Source organism: Paenibacillus sp. TAF43_2, from assembly GCF_052113545.1.
In the GTDB taxonomy this organism is placed as follows: Bacteria; Bacillota; Bacilli; order Paenibacillales; family Paenibacillaceae; genus Pristimantibacillus.
The window spans coordinates 1-24,225 of sequence record NZ_JBFRDK010000036.1; the positions used below are offsets into that span (position 1 = coordinate 1).

Sequence of the window (24,225 nt, forward strand, 5' to 3'; positions counted from 1 at the left end):
TCAATAGATTGGCCTCGCAAATTCGCATCTGCACTAAGCAGCGGTATAAGTTCATTTACAACATCATGCAGGGAAGTCAGCTCCATGGCTAGTTCCCTATTTTGAGCAAGCGATAGGAAATCACTAATAATCATATTCGCACGATCCAGCTCATCGATCACAATCTGAAAGTATTCCTCTTGATTTTTTGGACTGCGCTCCTGAATCAATTGGACAAAGCCGCGAATAACCGCCATCGGATTGCGTATTTCATGAGTGATGCTTGCAGCCATTTGACCTATCAGGCTTAATCGTTCCATTCGCCCAACCTCACTCTGAAGTTGACGAAGCTCCGTTACATCCTGAACGATAAGTGAAGCGCCTGCATTTTCAGCATTAACCGATGTACGCATCGAAATCGTTGACAAGAGCAGCATTTTATCKCCGCTAACATACGGAACGAGAGTATTCTTCCTGCCGTTTAACGCCTGGGAAAGCAGCTTTATGCAAACATCGCCATGTCCGTCCTGAAAAATAAGCGGGAAGGAGGCGCCAAGCAAGTCCTTCACTTCCGAATCCTTTGAAGGCAGGCTGAGCACTGTTTTGGCTATATCATTAAAATGTGTGATTTTGCCTTCACGATCAACAATGACTACCCCAAATGAAGTCTCATCTATAAATTGCTGAAGCTTCTCCACTTCATTGCTATAATTTACCGACATTCGTTTCACTTCATCATAGAGCTGCTGCTTCTCTTTAACATTTTCGATCATAAAAATAGAGAGCCAGGTTGCCATTAACGATGCACAAACAGAAATCAACTGGACGTAAATCATCATATTCGTCCACCAAATACCATTAAATAACATAATTCCAGTAACGGAAATAATGTAATATAGGATCAAAATGGACATGATCATTAAGCCCCTGCGTTTTTTCTGTTCTTTGCCTAAAACAGAGGTCCGCTGGAAAGATGGAATCGCATACAACATCAGCGGAACAAAACCAATGACAAAAATGATAAAGTTAATGACTTCCCAGCTGCCTTCGAGCATAGGAACTCTTACTGCAATGTAGATGACGGTTAAGACGGCTAATGTTGGCACGCCTCCATAGAGAGAACCTATTACATAAGGAATGAGACGAAAATCGACTTCATAACCTAATAAATCAGGAGCAGTCACCATACACAATACCATCGATCCACCGCAAAATAGGCTCATAAAAATAGGTATTCCCTTCCATCTTTGGTCTTTGTCATACCAAAGCTGAAAGGCGAAAACAGGCAATAAGGACACAATGAATTGTAAGAGCAATTCCTTTAACACAGACGTCACGTCCGATCCCCCTACTACGCTCTGAATCTATTCCATATTATGTTTTTTACGTGAAATAGCTTACTATTTGAAACAATCTATTAATCCGATTAAAACATAAAATACATCTATTTACAATTGTTCTTCCAGCCAAGAAACTAGCTCTTGAACAGCCTCTTTCCCCTCTACGTCATTGTGCAGCTCATGATACCCGCCTTCCCAGCTTCTAAAATAACACTGGTCTCCCAGTCGCTCAGCAACAAGCGCGCTTGCTTCAAAGGATGTTACGCGATCAGAAGTGCCGTGCATAAGCAGCAGCGGAACCTGCAGGCTGGATGCATGAGCGATCGCCCACTCGCCAGCAGCGGTAATCTCCATATAGGTTTGGAGTGTAATTTTGGTATGACATAACGGATCTTCCACGATTGGCGCAGCAAGGTCATAGCCAGGACGAAATAAATCGGCAGGATTTAAGCCTGTAGATTGGTGCATCGTCGGGACAACCGCTGCCAATTTGCGTCCAAACCACTCCACAGCTGGATGCGGTTTGAATGCAAGCCTAAGCCAAGGGCTTGTCAATATGAGTCCACGAATTGGAGGCTGAAGTCGCAGTGCACAATTAAGCGCCACATTGCCGCCCATACTGTGGCCGTATAAGAAGATCGGCATTCCCGGGTGCCGTTTACCAGCCTCTTCAAGCATAAGCGCTGCATCGCTTACAGCTGCGCCAAGTGAATGAAGATGCCCCCGTTTGCCTGAAGAGCGGCCATGGCCTTGCTGATCCAGCGCTATTAGCACAAAGCCAGCAGCAGTAAGCTGAGCAGCTACATGTCCATAACGATCGCCATGCTCCCCCATCCCGTGTACGAGACAGACGACAGCTTTTGTCTCTATCGTTTCTGACGTCCATTCCCGCAAAAATATTTGCGCCCCCTTAGCGCCAGTTATGACCCATTCATCTCGCAGCATTCAAACGCCGCCTTTCTTTTGTGGTATTATAATACTACTAATAATATAGCAGGTGGAAAGCGATGCAATATGATGCAATTGTAATTGGTGGAGGCTCCGCAGGACTAATGGCGGGTATTGCTGCAAGCAAGGAAGGCGCTAAAGTGCTTCTCCTGGACAAAGGCGATAAATTAGGACGCAAACTCGGCATATCCGGCGGCGGCCGCTGCAATGTAACGAATAATAAAGAACTGGATGAGCTGATCAAGCATATTCCCGGCAATGGGCGTTTTCTTCACAGTACATTCTCCAATTTCAACAATAAGGATATTATCGCCTTTTTTGAGAACCTTGGCATTGCTTTAAAGGAAGAGGATAACGGGCGCATGTTCCCCGTATCAGATAGAGCTAAAACGGTGGTAGATACGCTTGTTAACCAGGTACGCAAACAAGGTGTCAAAATCATACTGAACGCTCCTGTCGATCATATCATGTATGACAATGGAAGGGTCACAGGCGTGCGTACAAAAGCTGGTGAAACATTCCGTGCCCGCAGTGTCATCGTAGCTTCAGGCGGCAAGTCCGTGCCCCAGACCGGCTCAACCGGCGACGGTTATGCATGGGCAGAAAAAGCTGGACATACGATAACTGAGCTTTTTCCTACTGAGGTTCCGCTTACGTCAAATGAGCCATTCATTGTAAGTAAGGAGCTGCAAGGACTATCTCTGAGGGACGTTGCGCTGTCGGTTTGGAACCCAAAAGGGAAGCAGATTATTGAGCATCAAGGCGATATGCTATTTACGCATTTCGGTATTTCCGGACCTATTGTGCTAAGATGCAGTCAATTTGTTGTGAAAGCTCTTAAGCAATTTAAGACGGGCAATATTGAGGTTGCGATTGACTTAGTGCCTGATAAAAGCAAAGACGAGGTCTATAAGGAAACATTGAAACTCTCCGAGCTTGAACCGAAAAAAACGATTAAAAATGTCCTTAAAGGTTATTTGCCGGAAAAAATGATACCAATCTTGCTTCAAAAGGCCGGATTGCCGGATAGCCTTACTTATGACAATATTCCAAAACAGGACTGGATAGCCCTTTCGCTGCTGATCAAACATTTTCCGATTAGAGTGTACGGCTCCTTATCTATTGAAGATGCTTTTGTAACCGGCGGAGGCATTCAGTTAAAGGAAATCGATCCAAAGACGATGCAATCCAAGCTCATGAGCGGTTTGTTTTTTTGCGGAGAAATACTAGATATTCATGGCTACACCGGAGGCTACAACATTACTGCGGCTTTCTCCACAGGTTATACGGCAGGACTTAATGCTGTCATTCAGTAAGGATATAAAAAGGCTGTCAAACGTCGTTAAACGTTGAGACAGCCATTTTTTATTGCAATTATGTACGTGAAGTACGGCTAAATTCGAACATCCCCTGAAAAATGATCATACGTCCCGGGGTCAGGAAGAAATTCCTCGGAATAATCCGCAGCTTCATCCCGATTGTGCAGCTCCTCAGCATCATTGCCTTGTCCACCCTCTGCAGCCCAGTCCTCATTCACAAGATGTGCCGGAATTGCAATCGCATCAAGCGAGTATGCAGTGCCGGTAACTGCGTTCGCATCGATATTCGCTTGCTCGACGAGCTGACCGCCATGTGATTGTGCAATTTCGAGTGCTGAAGTGAGATCGCTTCCTTCTAAATGAACATGCATGCTGCTTCCTTCATGAAGAACCGTCTCATATCCGAGCTCCCTCAGCGTCTCGCAAGCAAGAGCTGCACTTTGAGCATCGTTAAAATCAAATAATAAGGCTGAGTTCGTAGACAATAGCGATCATCCTTTCTAACGTTTTGTTTAACATACCCTATTCATACAAAATCATGTAAAAAAAGAATATGGAAAGGCGTCATGATATATAATTACAAATAACTATTTTATTATGTTATGTTTTATGACATAATCATTACATTAGTGTGCAGCTAGGCTATTGATAAGGAGGATGTCATCGATGAACCATTTATTTTATTTACTTTCAGATCCTATGCTTATCGTCGAGTGGGACGAATCCCGTTGGTCTATTGTAGACGTCAATCAAGCTTTTGCAGCTTTTTCCGGTTTTAAGAAATCAGATCTTATGCTCCTCGATCCATCTACTATTATATCGACGGATGAGACAACTCTCTCCTTTGATGAAGCCGTACATCAACTTGCTGATGAGCAAGCCCTATCACCGCTTCTTGAATGCAAGCTTGTCACGAAGTCATCGACTCCTGCAGATATACGTTTGTCCTGCCGCAAGCTCCAGCTCGAAGACCGCATTGTTTATGTCATCATTTGCAAGGATTTACGGGAAGCAAAATGGATTGACGAATATATTTTGCATCATAAAATAATGGTATCTGCCGTTGTGAATGAGCGCTATAACATTATGAGCTTTAAGCATTATTATGCACCAGTACAGCAGCCCTCCTCTTCCTATTTGAACAAATCCATATTTGAGCTTGTTCCAGACCATGAACGAAGCAAGCTTAAGCGAGTATTAGAATATGCGAAAAACAACCGAACAGCTGAATCCGTGGACTTTCATCTTAAGCTTGGGGATCGTTGCTATAATGCTGATGCAGTTGTTCAACCGTTTTACAATGGCAATCGGACCTTAAAAAACTTTGTTGTCATATTAACCAGCCTTCATATGAATAATCAGGATGAGGACCCTTCCTACAAGCTTCGTATGCTTATGCTCAGTAAAAATATATCCGTCACTTCACTCGCTCAGTCAACGCTTATCTCTCTTACGACCATTTCCAAAATTCGCAATGGGAAAATAAAAAAGCCCCAGCGTCTAACGGCAGAATTGATCGCCGGAGAGCTGGGTGTTAGACCCGAAATGATCTGGAGCAGCTATAAACGATAATAGCTGCTCCACGTTTTATTTAAAGCTTGAACTTTTGAGCCACTTCGTTCATTTCCATTGCAATTATACTCAAGCCGTTAGCTGATAATGATATTTCCTCTGCTGACGCATACTGCACTTCCGGGGATGCAGAAACTTCGCCGGCATAGCGGATGCTCCTTCACGATAGAATGTTAGTTTAAATGTTTTAATAAAAGGCACTTTTCTGAATCATTGGTCCAAAAAAAAGAAAGGACCGTCACCCTCAAATTGAGGATAACAGTCCCTTCTATTGTGTACGACTAGCCGCGATAAAGCGCTAGCGCCTCATTCAAACCTTTTGTTTGCTCATAAACCTGCTGGTACACTTTGAAAATGCCTGCATAAGCAGCAACCGCTTCAGGCTGCGGCGAATACGAATCTGCATGCTTAACGAATTTATTCGCACAGGACTCCAAGCTGTCGAACCAGCCTGCACCATATGCAGCTAGCATCGCAGCGCCTAAACCAGGTCCTTGCTCATTCTCTAGTGCGACAACCTTTGCATCGAAAATATCAGCCTGCATTTGCAGCCATACTGGGTTCTGCGCGCCGCCGCCGATCGAAATGATCGTATCAACCGTCTTGCCGGCGCGTCTAAACATATCGACTGACTCATTAAGCGAGAAAGTAATGCCTTCCATCACCGCGCGAGCAAAATGAATGCGTTCATGTGATCCGTCAACGCCGATAAAGCTTGCACGAATGAGTGGATCCGCATGTGGGGTGCGTTCGCCAACGAGATATGGCGTGAACACCAGTCCGCCAGCTCCCGGCTTCACTGCACCTACACCTTCGAGCAATTGATCAAAGGATTCATTCGGAGCGAATGTTTTCTTAAACCAGCTTAAGCTGTAGCCGGCAGCAAGCGTAACACCCATTGCATAAAATGAGTCTTCTTTGCCGTGATTAAAGAAATGCACCTTGCCTGCAAAATCCTTCGTCTTGTCATTCTCGTAAGAGAGAATAACACCGGAAGTACCAATGCTGCAAAGCGTTAACCCTTCGGATAAAATGCCTGAGCCAATCGCCCCGCATGCATTATCCGCTCCACCCGCGAACACCTTTGTCGTGATTGGCAGCCCTGTGCTGTCAGCATACTGCGGCAGCAGCGTACCTACGAGTCCATGCGACTCAACAAGCGGTGGGCAAAATTGTGCCGGGATTCCAAATGCTTCAAGCACTTCTTCGCTCCATGCTTTGCCAGCCACATCAAGAAGAAGCGTTCCCGCCGCATCAGAGTAATCCATATGAAGCTCGCCAGTTAAGCGGTAGCGAAGATAATCCTTCGGCAGAAGGAACAGCTTTGCCTTCGCGAAAGCATCCGGCTCGTTCTCGCGAACCCATAAAATTTTTGGAAGCGTAAAGCCCTCCAAAGCTGGATTGCGAGTAATGCTAAGCAGCTTGTCTCCAAGCGTGCGTTCGATTTCACGGCATTGCCCCGTTGTACGCGTATCATTCCATAAGATAGCGTTGCGAACAGGATTTCCTTCACCGTCCAGCAGTACAAGTCCGTGCATTTGGCCGGAGAAGCTAATCCCTTCAATTGACTGGGCATCGATGCCTGCTGTTGATGTCAATTCACGCAAAGCCTCAACTGTACCTTCTACCCAATCATCTGCCCGCTGCTCGCTCCAACCGGAGTAAGCATGAAACAGCGGGTAGCTGCGGGAGACTTCCCCAGCTACCGTGCCATCACGGTCAACAAGCAGCACTTTAACGGCGCTTGTTCCTAAATCTATACCGATTACATAGCTCATTTGTCAGAGTCCTCCCGACTTAAACGCTGAAAATAACTTCGCTCAAGATAAGGCGGATTCGTTCTTGACGTCCGGACTCATTTTTAATTGGATTGTTTTGAAGCGCATATTGCTCAAGTGAAGCAAGCGTTGCTTTGCCGGATACGATATCCGCGCCGATGCCTTCTTTAAAGCTGCGGTAACGGTTGTCAACGATGTTGTCGAGAATTTTCTCTTCCGTCAATTTGGCAGCTGCTTTCAAGCCCCAAGCGAAGCTGTCCATACCAGCAATGTGAGCAAGGAACAGATCATCCGTTTCGAACGATGCACGGCGAACCTTCGCATCGAAGTTAACGCCGCCGCGGCCAATGCCGCCAGCTTTCAATACTTCAAACATCGTTAGTGTAGTTGAATATAGATCGGTTGGGAATTCATCTGTATCCCAGCCAAGAAGCAGGTCGCCTTGGTTCGCATCAAGCGATCCAAGCATGCCGTTGATTGCAGCCGTACGAATCTCGTGCTCGAACGTATGGCCAGCAAGCGTAGCATGGTTCGCTTCAAGGTTAAGTTTGAAATGATCCTTCAAGCCGTATTTTTGCAGGAATGAAATCGTTGTTGCTGCATCATAGTCGTACTGATGTTTAGTTGGCTCTTTTGGTTTCGGCTCGATCAGGAATTGTGCGTCGAAGCCAATTTCCTTCGCGTAAGCGATTGCCATATGATACAAGCGTGCTAGGTTATCAAGCTCAAAGCCCATGTCCGTGTTAAGAAGTGTTTCGTAACCTTCGCGGCCGCCCCAGAAAACATAGTTTTCCGCACCAAGCTCTTTACCCACTTCAAGACCTTTTTTGAGCTGCGCACCAGCATAAGCATAAACGTCAGCATTGCAAGTTGTGCCAGCGCCATGAACAAAACGCGGATTTGTGAACATATTAACAGTGTTCCAAAGCAGCTTTTTACCGGAGGATTTCATGTTGTCCTTCAATAAAGCTACGATAACATCAAGATTTTTGTTCGTTTCTTGCAGCGTTTCTCCTTCAGGTGCAATGTCCACATCATGGAAAGCAAAGAAAGGAATATTTAATTTAGTCATGAATTCAAAGTTAGCTTCAACACGCGCTTTGGAGCGGTCAAGGCCTGTATATTGATCCCAGCCGCGAACCATAGTAGCTGATCCGAATGGGTCCGAACCATTCGCATTAAATGTATGCCAGTAAGCAACTGCGAAGCGAAGATGCTCTTCCATCGTTTTGCCCATAATAACTTGGTTTGGATCGTAATGTTTGAATGCAAGCGGATTGTCTGAGCCCTTACCTTCAAATTGGATAGTGTTAATATTTTTAAAATAAGTCATCGTAATCAAAATCCTCCTTCATGGATTAGAAGTTTATGATAGTGCTTACATAAAGAATAACATGCCTTTACTTAGTTTGTCTATTAAACAAACTAAGTTTTTGTGTTAAAATATATTGAGTACTTATTTGGCTTAGATGACTCAAAATCCGCATCCCCATCTAGTAGGCTCTAGATCAGGCTTTTCATGATACAATAATAAATATTTTCATTTGGACGGAGGCATTCTTTTTTGAAAATGAAACCAACAGGCGACTTAGCGCTCATCAAAAAAATAAATACAGCCATCGTGCTTGAAGCGGTGCTTGGTTATGCCCCGCTCTCACGAGCTCAAATATCGGAGTTGACGGGATTAAATAAGGCGACTGTTTCCAGTCTCGTTCAGGATTTGATCGACACCCATCTCGTCGTTGAGAATGGTCCCGGGTTATCCAGCGGCGGKCGCAAACCTGTCATGCTGCTCTTTAATGGTACGGCTGGTTATGCTGTTGGAATCGATCTTGGTGTCAATTATATTCGCKGCCTGCTCGTAGACCTCGAAGGCAATGTGATTGCCGAGCAGCAGCGCAGTCTGAAGCAGCAGGATGCTGATCATGTCATCGGGCAGTTAATTTCATGTATTGAGCTGCTTATTAATAATGCGCCAGAGAGCTCATACGGGATTGTCGGAATCGGCGTCGGTGTACCAGGCATCGTGGATGACAATGGCACGATCCTTTTTGCACCGAACTTAAAATGGCGTCAAGTTGAGCTGCAACGGCAGCTCGAAGAGCGATTCAATCTCCCCGTTACGATAGACAATGAAGCGAATGCGGGCGCGCAAGGAGAGCAGAAATACGGGGCAGGTCGAGGCATCGCCAACCAAATTTATGTCAGCGTCGGAATCGGTATTGGTACTGGCATTATTTTGAACAAGGAATTATATAAAGGCGCGTCGGGATTCTCGGGTGAGCTCGGCCATCTCTCAATTGAGTATGACGGCAAACCTTGCAGCTGCGGCAATCGGGGCTGTTGGGAGCTATATGCTTCGGAAAATGCTTTGCTTGAGAGTACAGCATCGTTAGGCTTTGAGAGCTTGGAGGATCTGCTGCTTGCTGCAACAGCTGGAGATAAACGAGTTATCGCGCATATACGCTCGATTGGCGATTATTTGGGCGCGGGCATTGCTAATATCGTCAACGTATTTAATCCTGACGTTGTCATTATTGGCAACCGTATGAGCCGTGCTGCTCAATGGCTGGAGCCGGCCGTACAAGCTGCCGTCGATCAGCGCACACTTTCGTATCATCGCGAACGTATGCGAATCTTGTTTGCAGAGCTTCAAGAGCAGTCAGCTGTACGCGGCGCGGCATATTACGCAATTAGCACGTTTTTCACGAAAATTAAGAGTGGGCAGTAGCATCATTATGCATTGCTGAATATTGTTTTTTCTCATGGCCTGCAGCAGATCAACTCTGATGCAGGCTTTTTTTAACAGGACAGCATTAAATTAATATTCACCCGGCTTGATCAGCTCCTTTTCACCCCCTCTTTATTTCTCATTGCACGATACCTCTTGGAAAATATGAAGTGCTCACAATTAGGTTTAGTACGGCTACTTAGGTTATTTTACGGCTGTAACTTTGATTAGTATTTTTAATCAGTAATGGTACTCAGTGATGTTACTCATTAGTATTGATCAGTATTTTTATTCAGTATTGTTAATCAGTTAATAGTATCGATTTAATACCATCTTCTTTTAGATTGGTGTTTTAAATAAGCGTTTAATTAATTTATAAGTTAATTAGAAAAGATAAAAATTAATTATTCATTGACAATTCGGTCAAATATTCATTAAAATCAATAATATAAGAACTTATTATTAACTTTAAAATTAATATAATGGAGGAATGAAAAATGGAACAGCAGCAAATCCCTCGCCCTGAATACCCAAGACCCCAGTTCACTCGAAATTCATGGCTCAATTTAAATGGTGAATGGCAATTTGAAATGGATCCTGGAAAAAGCGGTATCTCGCGCGGATTAAACCGAGACGAGCAAAAGCTATCTCAACGCATCATCGTCCCCTTTTGTCCAGAGAGCCGGCTGTCAGGCATTGGGCATACTGATTTCATTCCAGCCGTTTGGTACAAACGAAGCTTCAAGCTTCCTGACAACTGGAGCGGTGGACATACATTATTGCATTTTGGAGCGGTAGACTACGAGGCTCAGGTGTGGGTTAATGGCAAGCATGTAGGCAAGCATCGAGGCGGTTACAGTTCTTTCTCATTCAATATTACAGATGCCCTGCAGCAAGGTGAAAATGTGGTTACCGTATATGCCGAGGACGATACTCGCTCTGGCTTACAACCGCGCGGCAAGCAGAGCGGTACCTACCATTCACAAGGCTGCGACTATACCCGCACGACTGGCATATGGCAAACAGTTTGGCTTGAGCATGTGTCTGAAACATATATAGAATCTTGCCGTTTCGTTCCAGACCCGGAGAACAGCTGCCTGCACGTAACTGCCAAGCTGTCTGGAAACACAAAAGATGTACAGTTCCGCTGTAATGCGCTGCTCGATGGCCTGTCGGTAGGAAAACAAACGGCAAACGCCGGCTCGATGTCCGTTTCATTAACGCTGCCCCTCTCCAAAATCAAATTATGGAACACCGATTCACCTGTTCTTTATGATCTGGAGCTTGAGCTCATACGAGATGGCGAAGTATTGGACTCAGCTTCTTCATATTTCGGTTTGCGTTCCATTCAATTGGATGGCAAGGCGTTCCGTATTAATGGCAAATCCGTATTCCAACGGCTCGTTCTTGATCAAGGCTTTTATCCTGAAGGCATTTATACAGCACCCACTGACGATGATTTAAAACAAGATATTGAAATGTCGCTCGCACTTGGTTTCAACGGTGCAAGATTGCATGAGAAAATGTTCGAGCCTAGATTCCTATATTGGGCAGATAAGCTTGGATATTTGGTATGGGGAGAGCATGCTAACTGGGGTCTCGATATATCAACAGCAGCCAGCCTTGCTCAATTTCTACCGGAATGGATTGAAGGAGTGGAACGAGACTTCAACCATCCAAGCTTGATCGGATGGTGCCCATTTAATGAAACTTGGGACTCATCGCGCGGCACTCGCCAAGATAATGACGTACTTCGCGTCGTTTATGAGACGACTAAAGCTATTGATCCAACGCGTCCTGTCATCGATACAAGCGGCAACTTCCATGTTGTTACGGACATTTTTGACGTTCACGATTATGATCAGAATCCTGTTACATTCAGGGAACGTTATCAGCCGTTTGCCGAGAAAGGCGAGGCGTGGGTTTCCTTCCCCGATAGACAAAGCTATAACGGCCAACCTTATTTCGTCAGTGAGTATGGCGGAATTTGGTGGAATCCAAATCAGTCCGACGAGAAAAGCTGGGGCTACGGGGATCGCCCACAAAGCGTCGAGCAATTTATTGAAAGATATGACGGCTTGACCAGCACTCTTCTTGAGAATCCTAATATGTTCGGGTTCTGTTATACACAGCTTTATGACGTGGAACAAGAAGTGAATGGGCTTTATACTTACGATCGTCAACCGAAGTTTGATGTTGAACGAATTAAAGCGATCAACAGCAAAAAAGCCGCTATCGAGGATTAGTGCTCATTAGTCTCAAACAAAAAAACAGGCATGCTGCGATGGAAGCATGCCTGTTTTTTTGATTTTGCACTTACAATTGACCTAATAACCCGCTCCACTATTGAACGCGATGTACGCCAACAATATCTAATGTTTGTCCATCGATCGTTATGTCTACTGACTTCGTTTTCACTGTGCCATTATTGTAATAAGCAGAAAATGTGAATGTTAAGGTGCCTTTAGCAAGCTTTGTGAATGAGGCATCCCAAAGCTCACCCTTCCAGTTGGTTTGCCCTGTGTTTAACGCAGTTAGAGACGATTCGTAATTACGCATATGCACCTCTACCCGATCCGCTTTTGTAGCCGTACCTGTAATGGTCGTATCTGCCTCCAGTATAAATTTCTCTCCTGCCCAAAATACCGAATAACCGCGCGGCGAATTCTCATCTCCTGATTGTTTTAAATTAAAAGCCTTACGATGCTGATCCCATAGCTCCGTATGCCGTACATAAGCATTGACATGTAGCGGCAGCACCTGCAACGTTTTGGTTACGCTAACCGGATCAGCTATACCGTCGCTAACCGTAAGCTTCATACTCCAAAGCCCTACCGTTGTTAACCTCAGTGAAGGCCCTTTTACCGGATAGTTTGGACCATTAACGGTATAGAAATAGCTGTTCTTCACGCCGAGCGGACTTGTCAGCTCATAAGCAATCGTAAGTGTATTGCCATCAGCATCTGTCACATTCGATAGAAAAGTTGTCATATCTCCTTCATATACAGGTTTGGGCGTCCAATCAAAGTCAGCCGTCGGAGGTCGATTGGTAATGAAATAAATATATTCATAATGCCCTTCATTGCCGGCAACGTCATAATCGATTACGGTAAGACGATATGCTTGTCCAGAAATCAACCCAGCAACTTTATATGATTGCTTGGAAAGCGCTAAAGGAATGCTGTATTCCGTTTTACCGTCACCATTTAAATCAATATTTGTCACACTGCCGTCAGAGTTCACTTTTTGCAAATAGAAGGTGCGAGCAGCATGTCCCGAGGAAGGTTCGGCATCATAGAAGGTATTAAACTGAACCGTTACGGCCGTAGGTTCAACAGTAAGCTGTTCATTCACATCTGCAGGTTTAATCGTATCGACAAAGAAAAACCCGTTGCTTGAATACGGTCCCCATATATAGCTGTCGTTCGCTCTCGCTCTCCAGTAATGCAGCCCCTCAGCTAACGCAGGTGTTGTGTAATTAGCAGCAGCCAAAGCAGAATTCGTGTCCACTACCATAACACCGCTTGATGCTTTGAACACCTCATAGTCTATCGCTTTAATGGGGTGGTTCTCTGGATCAATCGTAAACGCGTGCAGCTGTGGACGATTTGAGTTTGTATAAATAGGATTATTAGCATCAAGCCCGTTAAATGAAAGTAAATAGGTTTGCGGCGGGAGATCCAGCACAAAATATTTAACATTACTTAAATTTGACCATACCCCTGCTGAGTAAACCTGCCCTTGCACCTTAACGACGCGACCTGGAACGATGCTTTCCGCAAGCATAGGATACGTAAGTGCATTTCCTTCATGCTCAATATACAAGGCCGTTTCATTGTTATCGACATAGGTCAGCATTAGTCGATATCGCTCTTGTGGATCGTTTTGAGCATCATAATATGTCCATCGAATCGTCGGTTCTTTTATCAGCACTGTTGGTGTTGTTGGAGTTGTTCCAGCTGGAACCGTTATGGTCATAACAGGCTTCGTTTGGTTAACTGGCGGTATTCCTTCTTTATAGACAATCGTTTGCCCCCAATATGACCAAGCGCCATGAATATCTCGTACTTGCTCCTGTATGATCAACTCCACACCAGGGCGATTATAGTACTCTCGTTTCCCAACTGTCCATGCGGTTTGATCAGCCCACCGTGTACGGAATAACTTGTCTGATAAAATATGAGCAATATCAGGATCATAAGAGGTATCAAATGTTTCATAATCTAGTGCTTCACCTTCTGCAAAAACCTTGCCTGTAAACCTAACATCCGGCTGTGCGATCGGTCGTCGATGTACATAAAGCAGCTTTTTCACTGGCTCTGACCATTTGCTATAAGCAGAAAGACCAGGATTGTCTTTAGCACGGAAGGTGATTTCATATACCCCAGGTTTCTCTAGCGCGTTTATGGTTGATCCATACGTTTTTCCGCTATAAATGCTCAACCCTTCTGGATTTTCAAAGAAGTTTGGATTATGGCTGTAGCTCCACTCTTCTGCTCCCATTGGATCTTTTTCAACGTCATTGAATAGTTTCTCATAAGAGATCGGATCATTGACGAGAACGGAATCATAGGTTTGTTCCGTGTAGGTGTCACCATAGTTCGTTTTCTTTACATTAGAGAATACAGCGTTGGATTGCCCAAGTGACATTAATCCCGCGTAGCCTCTTGTATACGTACCATCGGCAACCTCTAGTACTTTCGCATAATTCACATATACACGCTGGATGCCATTAACCGATTCTACTTTAATCGGATACGTGTTAAATGCTGTTCGTGTCATAGGTGCAGATTGCAATAACCTTTTCGCACCATTGACTACACGAAATAGCGACAGGGTGTTCTTGCTCCACTCCATTGCATACATATTCTTCTCATTCTGAATCTGAAAAGCAGCTCCGATAACCTTGTCGTTTCTTATATCACTTACATTCGCATTAAATTCTAAAGCGTAGTTTTTCATAGAGCTTCCTGCATCATAGAGCAGTCCGCCCCAATCGTCGCTCGTAATTTCAACGGTATTTGCATCTATTTCCTTTAATGTTCCATTAGCGTTAGCTGAAACAAACGGCATGACATTTCTTTCGTAAAAAACATAAATGGAGCCATCGGGTAAAATAGGGGTTGATGTTCCTGATTGCTTTTGATTATTTCCTGGTTCTGGTCCGGAATATGGCGTCTGGGCAATGACACTATTGGTTGTTGCGTTATACAACGTGGCCCATATTTTTTTAGGTGCATCGGGATCACCCCAAGAGGTTCCCACACCCATAAACACAGGATAAATAATCTGATCGTATTGATTGATAAATATTTTACCAAGGTTTGCACCATAATCTACACCTTGAAAACCGCCGTGTTGGTCTCCATAGTAATTAAAAAATGCATTATACGATTCGTGCGTTCTACCTTGGGAATACGTCAATAAATTGGAAAATACGATTGGATTTGCATTGGGTGCTACATCTGAATAACCTAATGGATGTGAACTTTCGTAACTGACAATCCTTCTTCCAAAAGCGCTCCTAAATATTTCTTCACCGTAATAGTTAGTACCGCTCTCAATTGCCTCAAACATAGTAGTACCTGTTTTACTGCTGCCCATGGACACATAATTTACATATACAAATCTTTTTGAATCAGATATGGAAGCCGCAGATAGTCCAATTGCACCCCCTACATTAACGGTACGAGTTACACCATTTTTTTTCACTTGTACAACGAGACCTCTCACTCCTCCTAATCCAGAAGAATAGCGATCTTCAAAGTTATACGTAACGTACGTATCTCCGTTATCATCTTCGGTCAAGTTGATGTTTGAAATAAATCCACGATCCAAGTTCTCCCCTGGTGCTTCCCATACTAAGCTTTTCGTTTTTAAGGAGTATTTGAAAATTCGCAATTGATTATTGTAACCATAATTATATTCATCCGGCACATCATACGAGAATTTACTAGCCACATACATATATTCGCCATCAGATGATATTTGGACAAGAGCCGGCCCAATTCCGCTGCCTAGTCCGCTAGGTGATGTTAAACTAGATTGCAAATGAATTGAATCAAGATATACACCATTTTTATCGTACCTCGCAATGACCGCTAAATACGGGTTGGCTGCATTTTGTCTTCTATCTGCAAAGTAAAATGTTTCATCTCCACCAATTTCCATAAGTGTGAAATTGCTAGGTGTATCAAATTTAACCGTCCTCAAAAGCTCACCTGTAATTGAATTTCGCTCATAAAATGTGTAGGGATAGTTAGGCAAACTATAATTTTGATTATAAGAATATAGCCGGTTCCCACCAAAAACCTTGTTGAATAATATTTCTGTAATTGGCACACTCCAAGTGGGTTTAGCAACAATATCAGCAGCAAGCTGATATTTTGTTCGTGAGTTCGCTCCATTTCCTGAGTTTGGGTATCCCACAGAAAAGTTTGCGTATACTCCATTTTTTGTCGATAGTGTAGTAGCATCCGCTTTCCATGCCGCTTTTTGGGCATTTCCGCCTTTGTATGGCGTCTTAACCGTCCACGAACGGAAAATCGATTGTGTTGAGTAGTTCGTAACTGGTGGGCCGCTGTCTTCTCCCTGTCCTGGCTGCTGTGTAATTCCAAACACGTTAAAGTTTGCAGACGGCGCGTAGTTCAGAATATCAGTAGTGGCAATTCCTGAATTGCCTTTTAACCCATAGTCTTCYGTCACGGCAGCACGATACTGCCTCTTCCCTACTTTGGAGTAATTGAGCGAATGCGTTGTTTTAAAAACTCCATCATATAAGGGTTTCCACGCTTCTTCCTCAAAGTTTCCATCACCATCTTGGTCATATCGCTCTTCGAGAAAAAGATGATTTAGAATATCTCCATCAGGACTCTCTGCATCGATATAAAGCATAAAGCCATTGCCCCGATAAGACTCTTCAGGTGCTATCACTTCCACTGTAGGCGGTGCATCAGGTATAACCTCTATAATCAAATCATCCCAATCACTAACTCTTCCAGTCGTGTCATAAACCTTTCCTTCGATACTATATTCTCCTAAATTAGCAGGCGTTACGGTGAACCAACCATTTGTATAGGCTGCATCCCCTACTTTTTTATAGCGCATCTCCGACTTGCTAAAATCTATTTTTTCGCCTCTATCCTCTAATGGTGTATACGAGTTTAAAAGATTGTAAGGCCGCTCTAACGGTCTTCCTTGTATTACACGCGTTATTCCCGATACGATGGCTACTGGTTTGGGATCGACAACCCGAAGCAATGCAGTATCCTTTTGCGATCCGCCAAATTCATCGGTTACGGTAATTTCAGCCGTATAAAACCCATGATTTGAATACGTTTTGTACAAAAACTCAAAGTCTGTATTATTTGGTAGTACTGCGCTCAAGTTGTTCGTGAATGTCCATGTGTAGCCGTTCAATCCTTTTGACCGATTTATAAGCGAGGACTTTTCCCCTGCAATGATGCTAGGGGGATCAAATTCTATATCCGCTTTCAAATCAGGCTTAGGTGTAGGCGTTGGTTCAGGTGTTGGCGTAGGACTATCGCTTGGATTTGGCGTTGCTTTATTGGCCACATTTATTATCAGCTGCGCCCATTCCGAAACTTTTTTTGCGCTATTGGTGACACGCAGTTCAATTATGTATTTCCCTTCAGCAGCAAAATCTTTTGCTGTTGGTTTTGTTGCAATCGTTTTACCTGTTGGGTTTTTATATTTCCATTCTCGAATGGTGATTGATTCCTTGCCTGGCGAATAGGAGAGTTTGTCATCAAGCATCGGCTCTGTTGCCGGCTTCATGGTTATTTCGGGGGTTGTTCGATGGTCTCCCTCTTTATGAGAGATGATGGCTATTGGAGTTGTGGGTTCGTTCTTTTTGTTGAATGCAATTTTAAAATCTTTGGTGTTGTTATTTTCGTTTGATTCGATGACGGCTTCACCAAAATCAGTCTTCGCTGTGAAGGTCTTAATTCCGCTTGATGCTGAGGATACATTGACGGTAACTGTTTTGATTTGTCCGGGTGGTATGTTTGAAATTAGTTCTGATTTAATGTTTGTGCCAACAATACCGACTGTAAATGCGCCACTAGTTTCTTTACCTTGATTTTTTGTTGTTATCTTTATTGGTACCGAGTCTCCGACCCACGCGTCAGCTGGACTAATTAACTCACTAATAATGAGGTCAGGCTGTTTCTTAACCTCTAACTTGTTTAATGGTGGTATATAAAACATCTCGTACCACCAAGATCCGTCAGGTTGCCAAATATTCCACATTTGAACAATACCAGGAGTGTAGTCTGTTGGTACTTGCTGGATAATCACATAGTCTTTAAGCGTATCTCCCGTCCATCCTTTATTTGTTCGTTTATTATAACTCTGAACAAATGTCGGAGATTCTTTATATGGGTCTACAATAACCTCCAACCATTTTTCCGCATCAGGATGTGACGTTATATACTCTGTATCGGTAATACCTTTTTGATCTCCAACAGATGTATTCCATGGAGTCCTCACCCAATTTTTCGCAACATTTAATGTTGCTCTTGAATCACTTCTAAATAACCAGTTACGATAGACAACTCCGTTAATATCGTATCCAAGATATCGCCATTGCCCTTGGTCAAACTCATTTCCAGTGACACTTGCAGGTGAACCATATACAACAGCTTTCGACCCAAGCCCGCATTTATTCGATAAATAATTACCATTTAATTTGTGCTTTCCGACAGCAGTCGGAATATTATTTTGCTCAATTAAAATTTTAGATTCAGCATCGTAATCCGAAGGTAAAGGACAATCTTGAACTCCGGCAGCTTGAATGGGTGATTGACAAGTAATGGAAGCCATTAATAAGGTTGTGGTTACAACCCATATTAATTTGTTTTTATATGAACTCAACATTCACCTTATTCTCCGATCCGAATCGTTACTGTTTCATTGTTACTACCTTTAATAACTTCAAAGGATCGATTATCATATTTTGTTTTAAATATATTTTTTCCTTCTACAAATTTTGTATCATTGATTTTAATATAACTTGCATAAGCTTTTTCAAAAGTTTTTGGGTAGTAATTTTGTAATAAGTGCTTTACTATTGCTTTGTTTTCTTCAATTGGTTTATATACTGAGATACGCGTAAACTTTAAACTACTGTCATAAACCACCCCTAAAGTATTATCAAGAAAATCATCAGATCCTTTACTATTAATTAATAAAATGTCATTGTGCCCATACGAGGTTGTCCCTTTAAAGTTAGGAAAAGACTGAACTAAAGTATTAAGTTGTTCTTTTGTCTTGGGATATGACGTATCCGGTGCTAGAGGATTCTTCACCGTCAACGTATTCAGAATCATCACCACTGCCTCAGCACGAGTTGCATTCTTCTCCCCGCCCATCGAACCATCGGGATAACCCTTCATAATTTCCAGCTTCTTTGCCACAGCCAAATAACCCGACTTTACGCCTTCGGCATCTTTGCCTAGCGCACGAATCGTCATACGCGCGATCTCTTCTCGCGTAATCATGCGATTTGGTTCAAATGTATTTTCTGGATAGTCGCCAACCTTAATAATTGATTGTTTTAAACCCGTAGCAATATAAGTTCGGAACCAACCCGTGTCATCAACAAAAGGCGTATCTGTATCTTCCACTTTCACCTTCATCGCCATCACAATCGACTTCAAAAACTCTGCGTGCGTCATGTTCGCATTTGGCTTAAATGTTTTTGCATCATAACCATTAATCCATCCTTGGTTAACAGCCGTCGCAATTTCATCCTTTGCCCAATGCGTTTTTGTATCTGTAAAAGCAACTGCTGCCGCAGCTATCTCCGTATTTATTAGAATCGTCACCAATAACGTAATTGCGAGCATGATTTGTCCTATTTTCCGCATATTTAACCACTCCCATTTTTGTAATAATGATTATTCAATAGCGAACTAAAAAACATTTTTAACACATTTTTTTACAGCAACATCATAATCATTCTTCTTGCCCGTCTCTTTCCCCTTCTTTTCTTATCCCCTTTTCCCTCCAAAGTTTCCCGTATTTCGACAACATTCCTTCCCCCCATCAGCAGGCCACTCTCCCAAGAAACACTGCTGAAGCAACGCAAAAAAGCACGCCCCTCCCTCTATCGAGGGAATAAGCGTGCTTCGCTATCCTACATATCAACTACAGCAAATGTTACTTCACACCGGAGAATCTGTCAATATATAGGTTTAATCACTTCTATCGTTAATGTTTTTTGATTTTATTATATTCTGCTGCTTTTGATTCTTTTTATAATATTTCATAATAAAAGATAAATTTAACGCTTTGAAATTCACACATCTTTTATAGATTACCAATCAACAACGAAAATAGATTTAGTGTTTTCCGAAATCTATTTTGCGTACGCACATTTTTGCTTTAACAAAAAAATACAGAGCAATGAGGTTTATTCCCCATCCATGCTCTGTATCCCTATTCATTATGAATATGCTTTCTCTCCAACTAAGAACTAGACTGAACAACAAGCGGTTTATGCTTGAACAACGGAACTAGGAGCAGCATTCCCAAAAACATAATCGATCCTGCGACGCAATAAATGCCGACGAGCGGAAACACCGTTTTGAGCTGTCCGGCAACAAGCGTCATAATAACCATCATCCCCATAAACATCGGGGTAAGCACGCCATTTACCCGTCCCGTATAGGACTCCTCTGAATATTGCAAAATCATTGTGCTAATACCGATTTGAATCATCGGGAAACCTAAACCGCTAATAAATTGCAGCACTAATGTAATGGGTATGCTTGTTGATAAGCCTACACCAATCATACAAAGCGAGCTCATCAATAGGCCAATTGCGAGCAGCTTTTGCGGAGCTACTTTTTTTGCTATAACCATGACAGCCCCGCCGCCAACCAGCATCGCTATCCCGTTAACCATCAGAATATATTGCAAAAACTCCTTAGGCTGACCCAGACGTTCAAGCACGATGAACAAGCCAAGCGTCTGGGCAATTCCGACCGCCGTACCCGCTAATGCAAACGTGCCTCCAAGTGCTTTCAAGACTGGACTGCGCCATACATACTTGAATCCATCCTTGAACTCTTTCCAAAAATGTTTCTCCAATGCAGCGTCCGTTTTCTCCACTTCACGATCACGCGGAATTCTGAACAAAACGACAGCGGAGAGCAAGAACGCTACGCCCATGACTCCAATGGAAACTTCGATGCCGAACTTTTGATACGATATGACACCAAGTRACGGACCAAGCACCATGAATATCGCCATAAGCGATTGGAACATCGCCATCGCCGATTGCAATTGCTCTGCCGGAATATGCTGCTTAAACAGCTTCATAGCAGAGGGCTGTGAAAATTGCGATAGGATTGCCGATACAAACGTTGCAAAATACACCATATGCCATGAACCGTAAAGCAATGTAATCAGTACAACAAACACAGACAACGCTGATAAAAAGTCACACCAAATCATCGTGAGCCTCGGCTTCCAGCGATCTGCAAACGTTCCTCCGATAAACGAGAATACGAAAATCGGTAAAAATTCCACGAAGCCCATCAAACTAATCGCAAACGGGTCCTCGTTCGTCTTGTCTGTCACATACATCAGAATAGCGAAGTTCCTTACCCAAATTCCAATTTGAAGCAAAACGTTTGAAAATATAATCGTTTGAAAAAACTTATTCCGAAGCAATCTTTCTCCCGCTCCTGTTACTTCTTTAGCAGACATTGCAATCAGCACTCTCCCTCAACCAAAAAATGATTTATTTCTCCACCTTCTCGGCTGGGCCATGATAACCCTTTTCACCATAAGGCTGCAGCTTCTCGGCCCATATCTCCTTTAAATCGTTGACTTCTCTGTTGTATTGTCGCACCATGTCAACGGGTTGACGGCCTTCCGGGTCCAATACGTCTTTATAATCATAACGAATCTTTTGTTCCAATTTAACGGTCTCTAGAACGAGAAAAGAAAAGTTTTCACCGCCAAATTGCTTCCATTCCTTCTGCAGCTCCTTATTCGCATGTCCATTCATATTCAGTACAAACTGCTCTTTTCCCCAAAGGGCATCTAAATTTGTGGAGCTTCCTAAATAAATTTTTCCGTTCACATTATTTTTGATCTGAAAAACACCCATCTGCCGCTCACGCTCTTGGTATTCAGCTGTCATCTGCTTCCTCTTTGCCTTATCCATTTTTGGCTCACCCTTTCGTTCTTCCTCTTGCTCTTTAGCCTGAGCTTTCTGTTTGTCCGTTTTTCCTTGCTTGCCTTTAGCAGATTTCTTTGCGGCTGTCATTTGCTCAAATTGCTCGGTCGACCCACTCTGTTCAAGCTCATTTTTCTTAATTCCCGAACCCTTCACCCAATACACTTTGCCATCATCCTTACGATCCAAGTAGCCATAATCGATCAGATAGCGGCGCAGTGTTGCATAATCCTCTTCCCAAAAAGAAATTAACCGCTCATTCACTTCTTTCTCCGTATAGCGAACTCCGCTTTTGAAATAAGAGGCGATATGACGCAGCACTGCTACTTTACGTTTCTCCTTGCGCGGAAATGAAGCGAGCGGACCTTCAGGACCATCGGGAAAATATTGCTTCAAAAGATCTGCGTATTCATCCTCTGTAATCGCATAACGTTCATCTATTTGTGTAGCCGTCCGATGTACAGGCACGAATCGCGGAGCCGCAGTGTTGCCATGGTCCATCATTTCAATAATCGCAAGCAGCAGCTTTGCTTGCTTGGCCTTCTCCTTCAGCACGAAACGATGATTCCGAATGGTCGAAGCGCTGCCTATTCCAGTACGGCTCATCATTTCGTTGTCAGTCAGTTGATCGGCAAAACCTTGAATAAGCTCCTTCTGCAAGTCGGTCAGACCCGTCTGCCGCTTATCCAGCTCAAGTAAATAATCAAGCATGGAGCCATGCTCCTGCTGGACATGATAGGCTGCATATTTACGCGCCTCATACCAGCGTCCTGACTGCTCATCCCGAAAAATCTCTCCGTCCTCAAAACGTTCTCCGCAAATAAGGCAATAATAAAATTCTTCGGCTTCCTCATATACATAACCCTGCTTCAGTTCTTCTACCGACGCCGACCAAAAACGCTCTTCAGAAACCATTTATCCAAACACCTCTCAATAACGTCTACTTATTTTATAAACATTATATAATTACGTTTGGTTTTTATCAAATATTATTTTCAACAAAAAAAGTCGCCTTAAGGAAATATCCTTAAAGCGACTATTCTGTCATTCCTATTCAAGTTACACCGATTCTTTCCTATCCTTTGGYAGCATAAGCGCCAGCAAGCCCATCAGCGGCAACACGCTGCAAGCGACCATAACAAAGCTGAGTGAACGGGCATCCGCCAAATATCCGAGAACAACCGCACCAAGTCCACCCATGCCAAAAGCAAGACCTGTTATAAGCCCTGAAGCCGTGCCTACCTTGCTGGGCATTAGCTCCTGCGCATACACGACGCTGACCGAGAATCCGGATTGCAAAACAAAACCAAGCACTACGATTACTGGATATACCCAGGCTAGAGGGAGATGCGGCAGAATGAGAGCGAATGGTGCTGCACCTAGAATGGAGATCAGCATCATTTTTTTGCGTCCGATCCGATCCGCCAATATACCGCCAAGAAAGGTGCCGGCAACACCAGCTGCCATAAATAGAAATAATGGAATCTGTGCTTGCTTAATCGTCAAATGATAGGCTTCCACCACATAAAACTGATAAAAGTTACCGATCGCTGCCGCATACCAGGATCGTGCAAATACGATCACGAACAAGATAGCAAGTGCAAACGCAACAACCTTGGGTGCAAGAGCGGGCTTCGCGCTGCCTGCCGCTTTGCGCTGCATTTTGCCATCATGTACAGCTAACTGCGTCTTATACCAAGGAACGACTTTCGTCAAAATAATAATGGCTGTAGCAGCAAGCAGTGTCCCCCATATAGCGCCCTTCTGTCCAAACGGCAGGAAGATCAGCATCGTCATCAACGGACCGAGCATTTGACCAAAATTACCGCCAACCTGATAGATTGACTGGGAGAATGCTCTGCGATTGCCTGCAGCCAAATGAACAACCCGAGAGCCCTCAGGATGGAACACGGCTGAGCCAAGCCCCACAAACACAACCGCGAGCAGCACCAAGTAGAAGTTCGGTGCGAAAGCTAAGCCAACCATCCCGAGCATGCTGGCACACATCCCGRCAAGAAGCATCCAAGGCGCRGGCCTCTTATCCGAGATCAAGCCCACAACAGGCTGCATAACGGATGAAGTCATATTGAGTGTAAAAGCAATCCAGCCGATTTGTGCCAAGCTTAACCGCAGAGATTGCTCCAATACGGGAAACAGCGCGGATACAACCGATTGCATCATATCATTCATGAGATGAACGGAGCTGATACAAATCAGTATCGAGTATACAGTAGCAGATTTTATCGCTTCTTTATTGATTTTTCTCGTATCTTGCTGTGCAGACATGTTTAGTAGGACCTGCCTTTCTTAACGAAAAACACTCGTTGCCCTCAACGAAGCGTGCAGC

Annotated in this window: 14 protein-coding genes; 4 read left to right on the forward strand and 10 right to left on the reverse strand. The window is 43.7% G+C overall.

The annotated features are described in order from the left end of the window. Window positions 1-1,316, reverse strand: a 1,316-nt coding sequence (locus AB4Z17_RS10435) for a histidine kinase dimerization/phospho-acceptor domain-containing protein (protein ID WP_441959664.1), incomplete at its 3' end; no start/stop codon positions are given. A 111-nt stretch (window positions 1,317-1,427) separates the two neighbouring features. Then, the gene (locus AB4Z17_RS10440) at window positions 1,428-2,264 is read right to left on the reverse strand and encodes an alpha/beta hydrolase (protein ID WP_441959666.1); all 837 of its coding nucleotides are present in this window, start codon (window positions 2,262-2,264) and stop codon (window positions 1,428-1,430) included. 62 nt (window positions 2,265-2,326) lie between these two features. On the opposite strand from AB4Z17_RS10440, the gene AB4Z17_RS10445 reads away from it, so the two are divergent. After that, complete coding sequence (locus AB4Z17_RS10445; protein ID WP_441959668.1) at window positions 2,327-3,583, forward strand: NAD(P)/FAD-dependent oxidoreductase; 1,257 nt, start codon at window positions 2,327-2,329, stop codon at window positions 3,581-3,583. Window positions 3,584-3,660: 77 nt separating this feature from the next. Here AB4Z17_RS10445 and AB4Z17_RS10450 read toward each other — a convergent pair whose 3' ends face one another. Further along, a complete protein-coding gene (locus AB4Z17_RS10450; protein WP_441959669.1) occupies window positions 3,661-4,071 on the reverse strand; it encodes a hypothetical protein in 411 nt (136 codons plus the stop codon). A 181-nt stretch (window positions 4,072-4,252) separates the two neighbouring features. Here AB4Z17_RS10450 and AB4Z17_RS10455 point away from each other — a divergent pair, with 181 nt between their 5' ends. Beyond that, complete coding sequence (locus AB4Z17_RS10455; RefSeq protein ID WP_339204636.1) at window positions 4,253-5,158, forward strand: helix-turn-helix domain-containing protein; 906 nt, start codon at window positions 4,253-4,255, stop codon at window positions 5,156-5,158. Between the two features lie 281 nt (window positions 5,159-5,439). Here the strand turns inward: AB4Z17_RS10455 and xylB are convergent, their stop codons facing one another. After that, window positions 5,440-6,936, reverse strand: a complete 1,497-nt coding sequence (gene xylB, locus AB4Z17_RS10460; protein WP_441908466.1) for a xylulokinase — start codon at window positions 6,934-6,936, stop codon at window positions 5,440-5,442. Between the two features lie 19 nt (window positions 6,937-6,955). Further along, the gene (gene xylA / locus AB4Z17_RS10465; RefSeq protein ID WP_076268964.1) at window positions 6,956-8,269 is read right to left on the reverse strand and encodes a xylose isomerase; all 1,314 of its coding nucleotides are present in this window, start codon (window positions 8,267-8,269) and stop codon (window positions 6,956-6,958) included. A gap of 237 nt (window positions 8,270-8,506) precedes the next feature. Here xylA and AB4Z17_RS10470 point away from each other — a divergent pair, with 237 nt between their 5' ends. After that, a complete protein-coding gene (locus AB4Z17_RS10470; protein ID WP_441959707.1) occupies window positions 8,507-9,667 on the forward strand; it encodes an ROK family protein in 1,161 nt (386 codons plus the stop codon). Window positions 9,668-10,164: 497 nt separating this feature from the next. Next, entirely contained in the window at window positions 10,165-11,913 is a 1,749-nt protein-coding gene (locus AB4Z17_RS10475) for a glycoside hydrolase family 2 protein (RefSeq protein ID WP_441908468.1), read from the forward strand. Between the two features lie 97 nt (window positions 11,914-12,010). Here AB4Z17_RS10475 and AB4Z17_RS10480 read toward each other — a convergent pair whose 3' ends face one another. The 5 genes from AB4Z17_RS10480 to AB4Z17_RS10500 all read right to left on the reverse strand — a co-directional run bounded on the left by AB4Z17_RS10480 (window position 12,011) and on the right by AB4Z17_RS10500 (window position 24,164). Further along, window positions 12,011-18,565 (reverse strand): Athe_2463 domain-containing protein, encoded by a 6,555-nt coding sequence (locus AB4Z17_RS10480; protein WP_441959671.1) that lies wholly within the window; start codon window positions 18,563-18,565, stop codon window positions 12,011-12,013. Window positions 18,566-18,570: 5 nt separating this feature from the next. Next, a complete protein-coding gene (locus AB4Z17_RS10485) occupies window positions 18,571-19,557 on the reverse strand; it encodes an S-layer homology domain-containing protein (protein WP_441908470.1) in 987 nt (328 codons plus the stop codon). Window positions 19,558-20,158: 601 nt separating this feature from the next. Continuing rightward, on the reverse strand, window positions 20,159-21,403 hold the full coding sequence (locus tag AB4Z17_RS10490) for an MFS transporter (RefSeq protein WP_441959673.1): 1,245 nt from the start codon (window positions 21,401-21,403) through the stop codon (window positions 20,159-20,161). 34 nt (window positions 21,404-21,437) lie between these two features. After that, window positions 21,438-22,793, reverse strand: coding sequence for a DUF2087 domain-containing protein (locus AB4Z17_RS10495; RefSeq protein ID WP_441959675.1), 1,356 nt, complete (start codon window positions 22,791-22,793; stop codon window positions 21,438-21,440). Between the two features lie 144 nt (window positions 22,794-22,937). Beyond that, window positions 22,938-24,164 carry an MFS transporter gene (locus tag AB4Z17_RS10500; protein ID WP_441959677.1) on the reverse strand — a complete coding sequence of 409 codons (1,227 nt, stop codon included), beginning with the start codon at window positions 24,162-24,164 and terminating at the stop codon, window positions 22,938-22,940. Between the last annotated feature and the right edge of the window lie 61 nt (window positions 24,165-24,225).